Origin of the sequence: Microbacterium rhizosphaerae, from assembly GCF_034120055.1 — a bacterium.
Classification (GTDB): domain Bacteria; phylum Actinomycetota; class Actinomycetes; order Actinomycetales; family Microbacteriaceae; genus Microbacterium; species Microbacterium rhizosphaerae.
In genome coordinates this window covers 2,577,831-2,593,296 of sequence record NZ_CP139368.1, presented here as the reverse complement: position 1 = coordinate 2,593,296, position 15,466 = coordinate 2,577,831, and the positions used below count along the sequence as shown (strand labels likewise).

11 protein-coding genes are annotated in these 15,466 nt (G+C 72.7%); 6 read left to right on the top strand and 5 right to left on the bottom strand.

The features are described from left to right. Nucleotides 1-44 precede the first annotated feature (44 nt). On the top strand, nt 45-911 hold the full coding sequence (locus SM116_RS11695) for a PHP domain-containing protein (protein ID WP_320941158.1): 867 nt from the start codon (nt 45-47) through the stop codon (nt 909-911). Nucleotides 912-945: 34 nt separating this feature from the next. On the opposite strand, the gene SM116_RS11690 is transcribed toward SM116_RS11695, so the two are convergent. Together SM116_RS11690 and SM116_RS11685 are read right to left on the bottom strand one after the other, a co-directional pair. Continuing rightward, the gene (locus SM116_RS11690) at nt 946-1,335 is read right to left on the bottom strand and encodes an SHOCT domain-containing protein (protein ID WP_320941157.1); all 390 of its coding nucleotides are present in this window, start codon (nt 1,333-1,335) and stop codon (nt 946-948) included. 137 nt (nt 1,336-1,472) lie between these two features. Next, a complete protein-coding gene (locus SM116_RS11685) occupies nt 1,473-2,990 on the bottom strand; it encodes a DEAD/DEAH box helicase (protein ID WP_320941156.1) in 1,518 nt (505 codons plus the stop codon). Nucleotides 2,991-3,153: 163 nt separating this feature from the next. On the opposite strand from SM116_RS11685, the gene SM116_RS11680 reads away from it, so the two are divergent. Further along, nucleotides 3,154-3,867: a ferritin-like fold-containing protein gene (locus tag SM116_RS11680; protein WP_320941155.1), complete on the top strand. Its 714-nt coding sequence runs from the start codon at nt 3,154-3,156 to the stop codon at nt 3,865-3,867. Nucleotides 3,868-3,883: 16 nt separating this feature from the next. Here SM116_RS11680 and SM116_RS11675 read toward each other — a convergent pair whose 3' ends face one another. Together SM116_RS11675 and SM116_RS11670 are read right to left on the bottom strand one after the other, a co-directional pair. Next, nucleotides 3,884-4,171 (bottom strand): GlsB/YeaQ/YmgE family stress response membrane protein, encoded by a 288-nt coding sequence (locus tag SM116_RS11675; protein WP_320941154.1) that lies wholly within the window; start codon nt 4,169-4,171, stop codon nt 3,884-3,886. A gap of 1 nt (nt 4,172) precedes the next feature. Further along, entirely contained in the window at nt 4,173-4,397 is a 225-nt protein-coding gene (locus SM116_RS11670) for a DUF3107 domain-containing protein (RefSeq protein ID WP_320941153.1), read from the bottom strand. A gap of 160 nt (nt 4,398-4,557) precedes the next feature. On the opposite strand from SM116_RS11670, the gene SM116_RS11665 reads away from it, so the two are divergent. Together SM116_RS11665 and SM116_RS11660 are read left to right on the top strand one after the other, a co-directional pair. After that, nucleotides 4,558-7,809, top strand: coding sequence for a PD-(D/E)XK nuclease family protein (locus tag SM116_RS11665; protein ID WP_320941152.1), 3,252 nt, complete (start codon nt 4,558-4,560; stop codon nt 7,807-7,809). Beyond that, nucleotides 7,806-11,252, top strand: a complete 3,447-nt coding sequence (locus SM116_RS11660) for an ATP-dependent helicase (RefSeq protein WP_320941151.1) — start codon at nt 7,806-7,808, stop codon at nt 11,250-11,252. The genes SM116_RS11665 and SM116_RS11660 overlap by 4 nt, the downstream gene beginning before the upstream one ends. On the opposite strand, the gene SM116_RS11655 is transcribed toward SM116_RS11660, so the two are convergent. Next, nucleotides 11,186-12,586, bottom strand: a complete 1,401-nt coding sequence (locus SM116_RS11655; RefSeq protein ID WP_320941150.1) for a protein kinase family protein — start codon at nt 12,584-12,586, stop codon at nt 11,186-11,188. The two genes, SM116_RS11660 and SM116_RS11655, sit on opposite strands and share 67 nt — an antisense overlap. 64 nt (nt 12,587-12,650) lie before the next feature. Here SM116_RS11655 and nudC point away from each other — a divergent pair, with 64 nt between their 5' ends. Together nudC and SM116_RS11645 are read left to right on the top strand one after the other, a co-directional pair. Further along, a complete protein-coding gene (gene nudC / locus SM116_RS11650) occupies nt 12,651-13,556 on the top strand; it encodes an NAD(+) diphosphatase (RefSeq protein ID WP_320941149.1) in 906 nt (301 codons plus the stop codon). Further along, the gene (locus SM116_RS11645) at nt 13,535-15,319 is read left to right on the top strand and encodes an ATP-dependent helicase (RefSeq protein ID WP_425563262.1); all 1,785 of its coding nucleotides are present in this window, start codon (nt 13,535-13,537) and stop codon (nt 15,317-15,319) included. Before nudC ends, SM116_RS11645 begins: the two co-directional genes overlap by 22 nt. Nucleotides 15,320-15,466: the final 147 nt, after the last annotated feature.

Sequence of the window (15,466 nt, the reverse complement as noted above, 5' to 3'; positions counted from 1 at the left end):
TCGCACGTCCGCACGCCCGTCGCCGGGCCCGATACCCTCGGAGGATGGCGGCCGCTGCGCACAGGTTCGAGGGACCGAGCGATCTCCACCTGCATTCGGCGGTCTCGGACGGCACGGAGCCTCCCGCCGACGTCATGGCGGCGGCGCACCGCCACGGACTGCGCACGGTCGCGCTCACCGATCACGACACGACATCCGGGTGGGCGGAGGCGGCCGAGGCCGCCACGTCACTCGGCATGACGCTCCTGCCCGGCATGGAGCTGTCGTCGCGCTGGGAATGGCGCAGCGTGCACGTGCTCGCCTATCTCGTCGATCCCGACGATGCTCCTCTGCGCGCGCTCACCGAGCGCATCCGCGACTCGCGGCTGACCCGAGCACAGGAGATGGCCGCACGCATCGGCCGCGACTACGACCTGACATGGGCCGACATCGCCGCGCAGACCTCCGATGGCGCGACCGTCGGTCGTCCGCACATCGCCGATGCGCTCGTCGCCCGTGGCTACGTGCGAGACCGGGCGGAGGCCTTCGGCGGCATCCTCAGCCCGCGCAGCGACTACTACGTGGCGCTGTACGCGCCCGACCCGGTCACCGCGGTCTCGCGTGTCGCGGGAGCCGGGGGAGTGCCGATCATCGCGCACCCCGCCGGCCGGGCGGGCGTGCTGCCGCGGCCGCTCCTGACCGAGATGCTCGATGCGGGCCTGGCCGGATTCGAGCTCGGCCACCGTGAGAACACGGCGGAGGGGATCCGCATCCTGAGCCGTGTCGTCGCCGACCGCGACCTCATCGTGACGGGCTCGAGCGACTACCACGGTCAGGGCAAGCCGAATGTGCCGGGAGAGCACACGACGGACGACGACATGGTCGCGCGCATCGTCGGCCGCGCAACGGGAAGCGCCCCCGTCTACCCGTAGGCGGACAGGGGCGCTCCCGGACGAGCGTCTCGGCTCAGCTGAGCGCCTTGGCCTTCAGCTGGTCGAACTCGGCCTGGGTGATCGTGCCCGCGTCGAGCAGCGCCTTCGCCTGCGCGATCTGATCGGTCGCGCTCGACGAGCCCGCGACCTGCTGGATGTACGCATCCTGCTGCTTCTTGGCCGCGGCGGCCTGCTTCATGCCGCGCTCCGCCATGCCCTGACCCCGCGCGATGAGGTAGATCAGCGCGGTGAGGAACGGGACGAAGATCAGGAAGATGATCCAGACGGCCTTCCACCAGCCGTTGAGCGAGTGGTCGCGGAACAGATCCGACAGGATCGAGAACAGCACCATGAGGTAGACGATGAAGAAGAACGACCAGAGGAAGATCCAGATGATGTCCCCGAGGTTGGACCCAAAGCCCATAGACACTCCTAGTTAGAAGGGCGCTGCAGCGCAGCCTCCGATCGCGAGAACGCGACCGATAGAAGCGATTATGGCGTGAGCCCACGACCGGCGCATCAGAACCGGGAGATGGATGCCGCGGGCCTGCGGCCCGGGCGTCAGGCGGCCGAGCCGCCCTCGGGACGCGGCGCGCGACGGCGGCGACGCCGGCGGGGTGCCGGGTGGCCGTCGTGGTGCTCCTTGCCCGCGCCGTCGTGCGTGCCGACGCCGACACCGTCGCCGGAGTCCGCGCTCTCGCCTCCGGCCGCGGGCGCGGCGACCTCCACCGGGGTGCGCTTCTCGCCCTCGAACGTCGAGCCGACGCGCTCGCCGCCGCGCGAGCGACGGCGGCGACGGCGCGTGCCGCCGGGCTCGGTGCCCTCGGCCGCCGCCTCGGACGCGCTCTGCGGTGCCGGCCGGTCGCGGCTCTCGGACTTGGGCGCCTTCGGCGCGCTGGCGATACGGCCCTTCGTGCCGGCGGGGATGTCGAGGTCGGCGAACAGGTGCGGGCTCGACGAGTAGGTCTCGACCGGCTCCGGCTGTCCGAACTCGAGAGCGCGGTTGATGAGGGCCCACTTGTGCAGGTCCTCCCAGTCGACGAAGGTCACGGCGATGCCGGTCTTGCCCGCGCGGCCCGTACGGCCGGCGCGGTGCAGGTACGCCTTGTCGTCGTCGGGGATCGTGTGGTTGATGACGTGGGTCACGTCGTCCACGTCGATGCCGCGCGCGGCGACATCCGTCGCGATGAGGACGTCGCGCTTGCCCGCCTTGAACGCGGCCATCGAGCGCTCGCGCGACTCCTGGCTCATGTCGCCGTGCACGGCGGCCGCGTTGAAGCCGCGGTCGCCGAGCTCGTCGACGAGCCGCTGCGCCGCGCGCTTGGTGCGCGTGAAGATCACGGTCTTGCCGCGACCCTCGGCCTGGAGGATGCGGGCGATGACCTCGTCCTTGTCCATGGCGTGCGCGCGGTAGACGAGGTGGCGGATGTTCGCCTGCGTGAGCCCCTCGTCGGGGTCGGTCGCCCGGATATGGATCGGGTTCGACATGAACCGGCGGGCCAGCGCGATGATCGGGCCGGGCATCGTCGCCGAGAAAAGCTGCGTGTGCCGGACGGAGGGCAGCTTCTGGAAGATCTTCTCGATGTCGGGCAGGAAGCCCAGGTCGAGCATCTTGTCGGCCTCGTCGAGGACCACCTCGGTGGCGTGCGAGAGATCCAGCAGCCGCTGGCCGGCCAGGTCGATGAGGCGACCCGGTGTTCCGACGACGATCTGCGCGCCCGCCTTCAGCTGCTCGATCTGCCCCTCGTACGCCTTGCCGCCGTAGATGGCGACGACGCTCGTCGGGCGATTGGTGGTGAGCATGTCGATGTCCTCGTACACCTGCACGGCGAGCTCGCGCGTGGGCACCACGATGAGCGCCTTCACGCCCGGCTCCGGGTCGAGGCCCAGGCGCTGGACGACGGGGATGCCGAAGCCGAAGGTCTTGCCCGTGCCGGTCTTGGCCTGACCGATGATGTCCTGGCCGGGAAGGCCGAGGGGGATCGTCTGCTCCTGGATGGGGAAGGCGTCGACGATGCCGCGAGCGGCAAGGGAGTCGACGATGTCCTGGTCGACACCGAGGTCGGCGAAGGTCGTCACAATATGAACCTGTCTGCGATGAGGGCGACGGCGAGCGTCGCGGAAAATGGATCCACGCCCTTCATCTCTTCGCAGGCGCGGGGCCCCGATCCGACGCCGGGGCGGATACCAGGATAGCGGGCGATGCCGTGAGAGCCCGGATAGCGCCTCTAAGGTGGGTTCCATGTGGGATTGGCTGCGCCGTCGTCGCGAGCCGCTGCGCATCCTGCGCGTGCGGTCGCGAGACGAGGTGTCGGACACCACCCTCGTCGATTTCGCCGAGCTCGCGCCCGACATCGACACCTTCCTGGGGCAGGCCGCCTACCTGCAGCTGGGGTTCTTCGAGACGCTCAGCGAGCTGATCTCGGCGACGCCCGGACTCGCCGACAAGGAGGCTCTGTCGCGCGCCGCGGGTGCGGCACTCGACAAGCACGAGAAGCTCGTGGCGCTCATGCGCGCGGGCGGTGACGACCCGACGGCGCTCATGCTTCCCTTCCGCGAGCAGCTGGATGCGTTCAGGGATGCGACGCACGGCACGCGCACGCCGGAGACGATGCTCTCGGTGCACATCACGGCGGGCATGCTCGACGACTTCTACGTGTCGCTCTCGTCGAGCTACGGCGAGCAGGGCCGCGCAGCGGCCGGCATCCTGCGCGCCTCCGACGGCAGCGAGGGCGTCCTGACCATTCTCAGGCGCACGATCGAGAGCGACCCGGAATGGGCGTCGCTGCTGTCGCTGTGGGGACGGCGTCTCGTCGGTGACACGCTGCTCGTCGCTCGTGCGGCGCTCGCCCCCGTGCGACTGGACGAGGCGGACGAGAAGAAGGTCGAACCCGTCTTCACGGAGCTGCTCGCCGCGCACGATCGACGCATGTCGGAGATGGGGCTCGCCGCGTAGCGGCCCCCGCCGCCGATCAGGCGATGCGCAGCCGGGCCCGCTCCGCGCGGTCGTGGTGGCGACGGCTCGCCGTCAGCAGCGCGACGATGGGGTAGAGGAGGAACGGGGCCGCGAACGAGGCGATCCACAGCCACGGATCGTCGATCGTCAAGCGCGCCCATGTCAGCGCGAGCCACACGGCGCCGCCGATGACGGCGCCTGCGACGGGGGTCAGCGCCACCCCCCGGGTCTCACGGCCGGGGAGCGTCAGATGCACGAGCGCACCGACGGCCGCCCCGAACAGCAGAGCCAGCAGGATCTGCATGTCAGGCCACGAATCCGACGCGGCGGGACTCCTCGGTGCCGAGCTCCACATAGGCGAGGCCGGCCGTCGGCACGATGTAGGTGGTGCCCTTCGCGTCTGCGAAGGTGACGTGCGTCGCCTTGGCGTCCAGCGCGTCGGCGAGCGCCTTCTTGACCGTGTCGGCCGAGTCGTTCGTCTCGAAGTTGAGCTCACGGCCGGTGTTCGCGATGCCGATGCGGATCTCCACGGGGCGGTGCCTTTCTCGATGTCCAACGCGCGATCTCTGAGGGCGCATCGCCACTCTACGACACGGCTCACACGCCCCGGCTCCGACGCGGAACGCTCTGGGCGAACGCCTGACGGCGGCTGTCCGGGGCGCGCGCTACGGTGGCTTGCGTATGGACGGGATGGTTCTGGATCCGGCGCAGCGCGCGGTCGTCGACCTCGATGCGCACGCATCGGGAGTCGTCATCGGGGCGCCCGGGACGGGAAAGACCTCAGCGCTCGCTGCGCGGGCCGGCGCGCTGCTGTCGGCAGGCCTCTCGACCGCGCAACTGCTCGTGCTCACGCCGACCCGTCAGACGGCGACGGCGCTGCGCGACCGGCTCGCCCTCGCGGCCGGGCAGGCGACGGCGGGCCCGCTGGCGAGGTCGCTCGCATCCTTCGCCTTCCAGCTCGTGCGCGCCGCGGCGGTTCAGCGCGGCGACGAGCCGCCGCTCCTTCTGACCGCCGGTGACCAGGATCGCATCATCGCCGAGCTCCTGGCCGGCGATGACGAGGATGCCGCGCGCGGAGCGGACCGCTGGCCGGAGGGGCTGGCATCGCATGTCCGCGCTTCCCGCTCCTTCCGCACGGAGCTGCGGACGCTCATCGCCGAGTGCGCCCAGCTGCACGTCGAACCGGCGGAGCTCGCCGCGCTCGGCGCGGCCTGCGGGCGGCCCGCGTGGGTGGCAGCGGCATCCTTCCTGCGCGATTACCGCGACATCATGGGCCAGATGCGCGCGGCGCACCGCGAGGCCGCCGACCTGGTCGCGGAGGCTGCCGCAATCCTCCGCGACGCCCGGCCCGGGGAGGCCGCGGAGCCGCAGCTCGGGCCGCCCGCGCTGCTGCGCGCCGTGCTCGTCGACGACGCGCAGGAGCTGACGCGCGGCGGGATCGAGCTCATCCGGTCGCTGCAGTCGCGCGGCGTGGCGGTACTCGCCTTCGGCGACCCCGACATCGGCTCGGGCGCGTTCCGCGGGGCCGGCCCCGAGTTGTTCGCCGAGCTCTGCGATGTGCTGGGAACGGTGCATGTGCTGGATGCGCCGCACCGGGCGGCAGCGTCCCTCACCCGCGTCACGCGCACCGTGACCGGGGCGATCGGCGCCGCGGGGCGCGTCGACCATCGTCGCCCTCCCGGCCCGGAGCAGGACGATGCCGCGCTGCGCACGATCGTGGCGCCGTCGCCGTTCGAGGAGGTCGACCGCATCGCCCGCACTCTGCGGGAGTGGCACGTGCTGGACGAGGTGCCGTGGTCGGGCATGGCCGTCATCGCGCACGACACGCGTCAGGTGGCGTCGCTCGAGGTCGAGTTGGCGGCGCGGGAGGTGCCCACCCGCGCCGCCGGAGTGCAGCGTCCGCTGGGCCGGGAGCAGGTCGTGCGCGACCTCGTCGAGATCGTGCGGCTCGGGCTCACCGCGCCCCTCGAGCGGGACCCGGATCGGCTCTCCTCGGCCCTGCTCTCGCCGTTCGGCGGGCTGGATGCGGTCGGCCTGCGCCGGCTGCGCGCGCGTCTCCGGCATGCGGCCCTGCGCGAGGCGCAGGAGGAGGGCGCACCGCCCGCCGCACCCGCACGCGAGCTGCTGCGGACGGCGCTGGCCGCTCCGCTCGAGCTCGGTCTCCTCGGCACCCGGGAGGGCGGCATCGCCGAGCGGCTCGGTGTGACGCTGCAGCGGCTGCGCGAGGACGCGGAGCGCGGGGCGACGATCCACGATCTGCTGTGGACTGCGTGGGATCGCGCGCGCGAGGCGGGGACGGGTCGGCGGCTCGCCGACGCGTGGCGCGAGCAGGCGGCGAGCGCCGGCATACTCGCGGCGGAGGCCGATCACGCGCTCGATGCCCTCGTCGCGCTGTTCGACGCCGCCAAGCGCGCTGTCGAGCGCGCTCCGGAGGACGGACCGTGGCCGTTCGTGCACCGGATCCTCGACGGCGACGTGCCCGAGGACATCCTCGCCGCTCCCGACAGGGGACAGACGGTGACCCTGCTCACGCCCGCGGCGGCGCTGGGGACCGAGTTCGAGGCCGTCGTCATCGCCGGCGTGCAGGACGGCGTGTGGCCGAACGTGCGCCTGCGCGGAGGCCTGCTCGACACGTGGCGCCTCGCGGACGATGTCGCGGCGCGCCGTGCAGGGCGATCGGCTCCGGAGACCCCCGCCGTTCTCGACCGCCGTCGCGCGGTGCTGCACGACGAGCTCCGGCTCCTCGTGCGCGCGGTGTCGCGCGCGCGCAGTCGGCTCGTGGTGACGGCGGTGGACGACGACGACCTCGGCGCGAGCCCGCTGCTGTCGTACTTCCCCCCGCCCGACGACGATCCCGACGGACCGTCGGTGCCGCAGCATCCCCTCACCCTGCGCGGGCTCGTCGCGCAGCACAGGCGCACGCTGACGACCTCGTCGCTCGAGCCCGCGCGCCGCCACGCGGCGCAGCAGCTGTCCGTCCTGGCAGAAGCTCACGTCGCCGGGGCGGATCCCTCCGAGTGGTATGGCATCGCCGCGCCGAGCTCCGACGCCCCGCTGCGGGACCCCGCGCGGGGTCCGGTGCACGTGTCGCCGTCCAAGCTCGAGGGCTTCGCGCAGTGCGAGCTGGACTGGGCCGTGCGGGCGCTCGGCGGCGACAGCCGCTCGTCCTCGGCCGGGGTCGGCACGATCCTGCATGCCGCACTCGAGGAGGTGCCGGACGGAGCGCTGGCCGAGCTGCAGTCACTCGTCGATTCGCGTTGGGGGGAGCTCGACTTCGAGGCGCCGTGGCTGTCGCAGAAGGAGCACGCGTGGGCGGGGGTCCTCGTGGGGCGGCTCCATGCGTATCTGTCGCGGGTGGCGCGCGAGGGCGGACGCGCGATCGGCGCAGAGGCGCGCTTCCGCATCGGCGTCGACATGGACTCCGTGCCCGAGGTCGTTACGATGGCGGAGGGCGAGAGCCTCGAGGGCCGGCGCATCGCGCTGCTCAGCGGGTCGGTCGACAGGGTCGAGGTGTACCCGCCGGGCGGCGGTGAGGAGGTGCCCGCGGATGCGGAGCGTCCGGATGCCGAGCGCGTCGTCATCGTCGATCTCAAGACCGGCCGCTCCGAGGATCGAGTCTCGGACGCCAAGGTCGTCGAGGACCCGCAGCTTGCGGCCTACCAACTCGCGCTGCTCGAGGGCCACGTGCCTGGCGCCGATCGCGCCGCCAACGCCGGTGCGCGCCTGCTCGTCCTGTCGAAGACCCTCAAGAACACGCAGTACCGCCTCGCCCGGCAGGCGCCCATGACACCCGACCTGCGCACGGCGTTCCTGCAGCGCATCGTCGAGGTCGCCGCCGGGATGGCATCCGACTCATTCGACGCGCACCTCGACACCCACTGCCGCACCGACCGGTTCGCCGTGTGCGGCATCCACACCGTGAAGGCGGTGTCCGCCTCGTGAGCCCGGCGTGGGAGCGCCCCGCGACCGTCAGCGCCGAGGGCATCGCCGCCGCGCTCGGACTGCCGGCCCCGACACCCGAGCAGCGCGCCGTGATCGAGGCGCCGCCGGCTCCGGCGCTCGTCGTGGCGGGCGCCGGGAGCGGCAAGACCGAGACGATGGCCGGGCGCGTGGTGTGGCTCATCGCCAACGAGCACGTGCGGCGCGACGAAGTGCTGGGTCTCACGTTCACCCGCAAGGCGGCGGGCGAGCTCGCCGAGCGCATCGACCATCGGCTGGCGAGCATCGACGAGTACGCGCAGCGGGGCCTGGTCCCGCATATCGACGCACTCGCGGAGTCCGGGGAGCTCGCGCGCTTCTGGGCGGGATCGAGGGATGCCGCCCCCCGGGCCCGACGGATCGCCCTGAGCGCCTGCCTCGATGCGCTGGCGGCTCGCCTCGGCGCTGCGCCGCCGCCGTCTCTCGCCGAGGACGCGCTCCTGCGCCCGCGGGTCGCGACCTACAACTCGTTCGCGGACGCCATCGTGCGCGAGCACGGCGCACGCATCGGCCGCGATCCCGACGCAGCCCTCATGAGCCAGTCCGCATCGTGGCTGCTCGCGCGGCGCGTCGTGATCGCATCGACCGACGAACGGCTCGCCCAGCGCGGCGAGGCGTTCTCGACCGTCGTCGATGCCGTCAGCGCGCTGGCCGGCGACGTGCTCGACAACCGCGCGGATCTCGATCGCATCGACGCCTTCGCCGCCGATTGGGCGCGACGCGTCGAGCCGTTCGTGAATCCGCAGCTGCAGAGCCCCGGCGACATCGAGAAGTTCCATGCCGCGATGACCGGCCTGCCGGTGCTCACCGGCCTCGTGCGCGACTACGCGCAGCGCAAGACGATCGAGGAGACGCTCGACTTCGCCGACCAGGTCGCCGGCGCCCTCGACATCGTGGAGCAGTCGCCCGCCGTCGGCGAGGAGCTGCGGGGGCAGTATCGCGTCGTGCTCCTCGACGAGTACCAGGACACCTCCGTCATCCAGACTCGACTCCTCGCCGAGATCTTCCACGACAGCGCGGTGATGGCCGTGGGCGACCCCAACCAGTCGATCTACGGCTGGCGCGGCGCATCCGCCGACAACCTCTCCGCCTTCGCGGGCGCCTTCGCCCGGCAGACGGAGTGCGCGCACCACGGACTCATGGTCAGCTGGCGCAACGACGTCGACATCCTCGCCGCGGCCAACAGCCTCGTCGCCGGGACGGCTCACGGCGCGGTGCCGGTCGGCGCGTTGCAGTCCCGGCCGGGCGCGGGCAGCGGACGGGTCGCGTGCCGCTTCGAGGCGACGATCGACGACGAGGCGGATGCGGTCGCCCAGTGGTTCGCGGACGTGCGCGCGGAGCACGCAGCCGGACAGGCGGCGGCGGCGCGCGAGCGCGCGGAGGCGGGTCTGCCGGCTGTCGAGCAGAAGGCCCACTCGGGGGCGGTGCTGTTCCGTGCGAAGCGGCACATGAACACGTTCGCCGATGCGCTCGCGCGGCGCGGCATCCCGCACCGGATCCTCGGCCTGGGCGGTCTGCTGTCGACGCCCGAGGTCGTCGACGTCGTCGCGGCGCTCCGCGTCGTGCACGACCCCAGCCAGGGCTCCGCTCTCATCCGCCTGCTGTCCGGGCCTCGCTTCGCCGTGGGCGTCGCCGACCTGGGGGCGCTCCAAGAGCTGGCGGACGCGCTCTCCAAGCGAGACGGCTCGCTGCAGCCGCTCGAACCGAGGCTCGCCGCCCGGGTGCGCGGCTCGGCGGGGATCGACGAACAGCTCTCGATCATCGACGCGCTGGAGTTCGTCCGCACCACGCGCGAGGAATACCGCCTCCTCGGCGGCTTCACGGCAGAGGGGCTCGCGAGGCTGCGGGAAGCGGGGGAGATGTTCGCGCGGCTGCGCCGAGCGGCCGCGCAGCCGATCCCCGACCTCATCCGGCTCATCGAGGTGGAGCTGCGGCTCGACGTCGAGCTCGCGGCCAACGAGACGCGCGGCGCCGCGCGCGTCGCCTCCGCACAGCTGCGGGCGTTCCTCGACGAGGTGCGCGGATTCCTGGCCGGCGATGAGCAGGGCTCCGTGTCGAGCCTGCTCGCATGGCTCGATCACGCCGAGGAGACCGACGAGCTCGTGCCGCGCACCGAGCCTCAGCAGCCGGGTGTCGTGCAGCTGCTGACGATCCACGGGTCGAAAGGGCTCGAGTGGGATGCCGTGGCGGTCGTCCGTCTCGTTGCCGATGAGCTGCCGAAAGCCCCGCGCACGAAGCTCGGCTGGCTCGGCTTCGGGACTCTCCCGTACGCCTTCCGCGGCGACCGCGGCGCCCTGCCCGCGCTCGAGTGGGATGCCGGAGCGCAGGGCACGAGGAAGGAGCTCGCCGACGCGATCACCGCGTTCAAGGAGGGGAACGGCGCCCACCAGGAGCAGGAGGAGCGACGGCTGGCGTACGTCGCGGTGACGCGCGCCCGCAGCGATCTCCTGCTGACCGGATCGACCTGGGGAGGACAGCTGCGGTCGCGTCGCCCGAGCCCGTACCTCTCGCAGATGCTCGAGGCCCTGGGCCGCGATCCGCTGCCCGAGGCAGACCCCGGCGACAACCCGTACCTCGACCGAGGCGGGCAGGTCCTGGCGTGGCCGCTGGATCCGCTCGGCGCGCGCGGCCCGGTCGTGCGAACGGCGGCGCAGGAGGTGCGTGCGGCGATCGCGGCGGGGGATGCGGTCCCCGATGAGGAGCTGATCCGGCTGCTCGCCGAGCGGGATGCCCGCACGGCGGCGACGCGCATCCCCGCGCCGACCCGCATCCCGGCATCGCGGTTCAAGGACTACGTCACCGCCTTCGACTCGACGGTGCGCGCGGTGGCGCGGCCCGTGCCCGAGCGCCCTTACCGGCAGACGCGGCTCGGCACGCTCTTCCACGCGTGGGTGGAGCAGCGCGCGGAGCGCGCGGGCGTCGGCCCCTCCCCGGACGACGGGCTCTGGGAGGCCGACATCGATCAGCCCGACAGTGAGGCGGGAGCCGAGGACGCGGCCGAGCTCGCCCGGTTGCAGGCGATCTTCGAGGGCTCCGAGTGGGGACAGCTGGCCCCGCTCGAGGTCGAAGCGGAGATCGACTTCGCGCTCGACGGCGGTGCCGGTGCGGACCACATCGTGGTGTGCAAGCTGGATGCCGTCTACCGACGCGGCGACCGGATCGAGATCGTCGACTGGAAGACCGGCAAGCCTCCCGCGACGCCGCGGGAGCGCGAGGAGCGGATGCTGCAGCTCGCGCTCTACCGCGTGGCCTATCACAAGCGGCACGGCGTCCCGCTCGACCAGATCGACGTCGCGCTGTACTACGTCGGCGACGACCTCGTCCTCCGGGACGACCGGATCTACTCCGAGTCCGACCTCGCCCAACGGTGGAGCGCCGCGCGGGAGGCCCGCTCGGCATCCGCCTGATCCGCCACGGGATCGATCTCGTCGGCGATCAGGGGAGCGACCACCGGAACGCCGGGGGAGTCGTCCAGCACCTGCAGGGCTGCACCGTCGGTCGGACGCAGGCCGGCCACGGCGCGTTCGGCGAGCGCGACGAGCTCGGTCGGATCGATCGGCTGCGTGTCCTCCGGCCGCGTCGCCGACACAGGCGGGACCGGCGAGTCCGCCGTGATCGCCTCTTCGGCGGCGGAATCGGATGGCGCGGCGGTGCGACCCACCGTCGCCGTCAGGTCGTCGGTCTCGAGGTATTCGGAGAGCGCGTCGGCGTCGTATGCATCCGTCTGCATAGACGTGTCGATCGCGGCCGTCGCGGCCGGCGCGACGCGCCCGAGGATGGCGAGCGCGTCCTCCACATCGGACTCGGTGTCTGCGACGAGGCTGTCGGCGCTCACGCCGTCGGCGAGCGCGGTCAGCAGGGCGACAGCGTCCTCGACGACCTCCTCGTCGTCCTCCTCGACGCCGTGCAGCAGCCACTTCGCGAACTCGAGTTCCGCGTACATGCGGGCTCGCATGCGCAGACCGGCGTCGGGCGCGCGGTGCAGGGCACCGGCGTAGGCCTCGAACACGTCGGCGGCCGCGGCGGGGGCGGACGATGTCCACCGCAGATCGATCGCGGGATCGCCGACAGCGAGTCCCGACCACTCGAGCAGGGCGGCGATGTGCAATCCCTGCGGGCCGTCGGCGAAGAGGAAGTCTACCGAATCCACCCCGCCGAGGACGACGGACCCCTCGAATCGCCAGAGATGCGAGGCGGCCAGCGCCTGCCGCCAGCGGGCGATGAGGGCCGCCGGCGCGCGTCGCGTCTGCTCGGCGCGATCGACGAGCCGGACGACCTCGCCGCGCGACTGATCGGGGGTGAGTGCCGTGAGCCCCTCGGAGCGGACCACTGTCGTAGGGAGCGCATGAACGGCGGCGATCGCTTCGCCGAGCGCGGTGGCGGCTCCCGGTCCCGCCGGCACGTGCGCGGCATCCACGTGATAGCCGGCGATGAAGTCGACGACGACCGCGCGACCCGAATCGAGGTCCGCCTCGCCGAGCAGCTGCGGTGCCGCGAAAGGCAGCAGCCCGCGCACGCCGGGGGTCAGGGCGCGCAGCGCGCGCGCCTGTGCCGTGAGAGTGGCGGCGGCCGCGTCATCCGTCGACGCCCGAACGATGACGCGGCGTCCGTCGTCCAGCTCCGCGATCGCGGAGTCGTACCGGCCGGTGCCTCCGTCGGTCAGCGCACCGACGCTCACGACACCCACCCGGGGAAGAGCCGATGTCACCGACGCCGCTAGAGTGAGGGGTGAGCGTGCCATGCCCCCAGGGTAGGTCGGGCCTCCTCGCGGCGGGACCTCGCCACGCCCTGGAGAGAGGGATCGAATGTCCGCCCACGAGTCGCCGCTGCTGCCGTCGCTGGCCCGGCGCGGGATCCCCCGCGCGGCCGAAGAACGGGCCGACGCCGTGTTCGTCGAGCGAGCCCGGGCGGATGCGACCACGCGCGTCCTCGTCGTCCACGACGACCGTGCGCCGCTGCGTGCACCGTCCTCGCTGCGGTTCGTCGCGCCTGCCGATGTGCCCGATGGTGCGCACTGGGCGCTGCTCGGCCGGGACGAACACGGACCGGTGCTGGGCGCCGTCATGCCCGACGGCGCGAGCCGACCCTTCGAGGGCGACTGGGGACCGCTCCGCGTCGTCGGCGCCTCGCTGCCGGCGGCCGATGCCGAGCTCCTGGTGACCGCGGTGAGCCTCGGCCGCTGGCTGCGCGACAGCCAGTTCTGCCCGTTCTGCGGCGCACGCTGCGAGCTGCGCATGTCGGGATGGATGCGGGCGTGCCCCGAGTGCGGACGCGAGCACTTCCCGCGCACCGACCCGGCGGTGATCGTCGCGATCGACAGCGCGACCGATCCCGACCGGCTGCTGCTCGGAGCGAACGCGGCGTGGGGCGGACAGCGGTACTCGTGCTTCGCCGGCTTCGTCGAGGCGGGGGAGTCCCTCGAATCCGCGGTCGAGCGGGAGCTCTTCGAGGAGGCGCATGTGCGGGTGCGCGACATCCGCTACCGCGCCTCGCAGTCGTGGCCGTATCCGCGCTCGCTCATGCTCGGTTTCCGCGCCACGGCGCTCGACGACGGCGAAGTCCTTCCGGACGGAGACGAGATCATCAGCCTGCGGTGGTTCACGCGGGACGAGATCGGCGCGGGACTGCGCGGAGAGGGAGAGATCGGACTGCCCGGACCCTCCTCCATCGCGCACGCGCTCATCTCCGAATGGCACGCGGAGGGCGCGTGAGCGACGGCAGTGCACTCGAGGGGCTCGACGAGCAGCAGCTGGAGGCGGTGACGACCCTCCGCGGTCCGGTGTGCGTGCTCGCCGGCGCCGGCACGGGCAAGACCCGGGTGATCACGCGCCGGATCGCGCACGGTGTCGACACCGGGGCGTACTCGCCGGGGCGAGTCATGGCGGTGACCTTCACGGCCAAGGCCGCGGGCGAGATGCGTGGGCGCCTGCGCGCGCTCGGCGTGCAGGGCGTCGCCGCCCGCACCTTCCACTCCGCGGCCCTCGCCCAGCTCAACTTCTTCTGGCCTTCGGTCGCCGGCGACGCGGCGCCCGGCATCGTGGACAACAAGGTTCGCCTCCTCGCGCACGCGGCGGACGGCTTGCGGATGGACCTCGACCGCGCGACCCTCCGCGACGTGGCGGCGGAGATCGAATGGCGCAAGGTGACGATGCGCAGCATCGACCAGTACGCGCAGGCGCGCCCGGGCGGCGTCGGCGAGCTCGACGGACTGGCCGTCGTCCACCTGCAGCGCGCGTACGAGGCGCTCAAGGACGAGCGACGGCAGCTCGACTTCGAGGACGTCCTGCTCGCGTGCGCGGGGATGCTCGAGGCCGAGCCGCGTGTCGCACAGGCGGTGCGGGAGCAGTACCGGCACTTCACGGTGGATGAGTTCCAGGATGTGTCCCCCCTGCAGTACCGCCTTCTCGAACTGTGGCTCGGCGACCGCCGCGACATCTGCGTGGTGGGCGACGCGAGTCAGACCATCTACTCGTTCGCCGGCGCCGACGCGCGCTACCTCCTCGAGTTCGAACGCCGTCACGAGGGCGCCAAAGTCGTGCGGCTGGAGCGCAACCACCGCTCCGACGCGCCCGTGCTGGCGGTCGCCAACTCGCTCATGCGGGGCCGACCCGGCGCGCTGAACCTCGTCTCGGATCGACCGGCGGGCGATGCGCCCACGCCGTCCGTGGCCGTCTTCTCCGACGACGAGGACGAGGCCCGCGGGGTGGCGCGAGCGATCGCCGCGCAGATCGCCGCAGGTGTCGACCCCCGGGCCATCGCCGTCCTGTACCGCGCGCGCTCCCAGTCGCCGGAGCTGCTGCGCGCGCTCGCCGACGAGCAGGTGGCGACGAGCGTCCTCGGCGGCACGCGCTTCTTCGACATGCCGGAGGTGCGCCAGGCGGTCATGGCGCTCCGCGCCGCCGCCGTCGCCCCCCTCGAGACGACCTTCCGCGAGGCGGTGCGGGATGTCCTGCGTTCGCTCGGACTGACCGACGAGCCGCCGCCCGCGGGCGGAGCCGTGCGGGATGCGTGGGAGGCTCGCGCGGCGATCCTGCGGCTGGCCGACGAAGCGGCTCCGGGTGCCACGCTGCGCACCTTCGCCGATGAGCTCGTGGCGAGGGCGAAGGCGCAGGACGAGCCGGGCATGCGCACGGTCACACTCGCGACGCTGCACGCGGCCAAGGGCCTCGAGTGGGACCACGTGCACCTCGTCGGCATGAGCGAAGGGCTTCTGCCCATCGCGTACGCGACGACGTTCGAGCAGGTCGACGAGGAGCGGCGCCTGGCGTACGTCGGGATCACGCGCGCCGCACGAACCCTGTCCCTGTCGTGGTCGCGGGGCCGGGGCCGAGCCGAGCGACAGGCCTCTCGGTTTCTTCGAGAGATCGGCAGCGGCAGTCTGCGTGCGGCCGATGCGCGCGCCACACGCGCCGCAGCGACCCGGTCGACAGCGACAGGGAGTGCGCGACCGGGCGCGCCGTCCAGGGTTCGCTGAGCAGGCGCCCCGCGGCGAGGCCGACCTCCGATGCGAACGCGCGGCCCACCGGGACACCCGGGCGTCCGAGCAGCTGCGCCGCGATCGCCGGCCACGTCGGGTCGGCATCTGCGCGATGCGCTTCCACGCAGGCCAGGCACGCCGTCA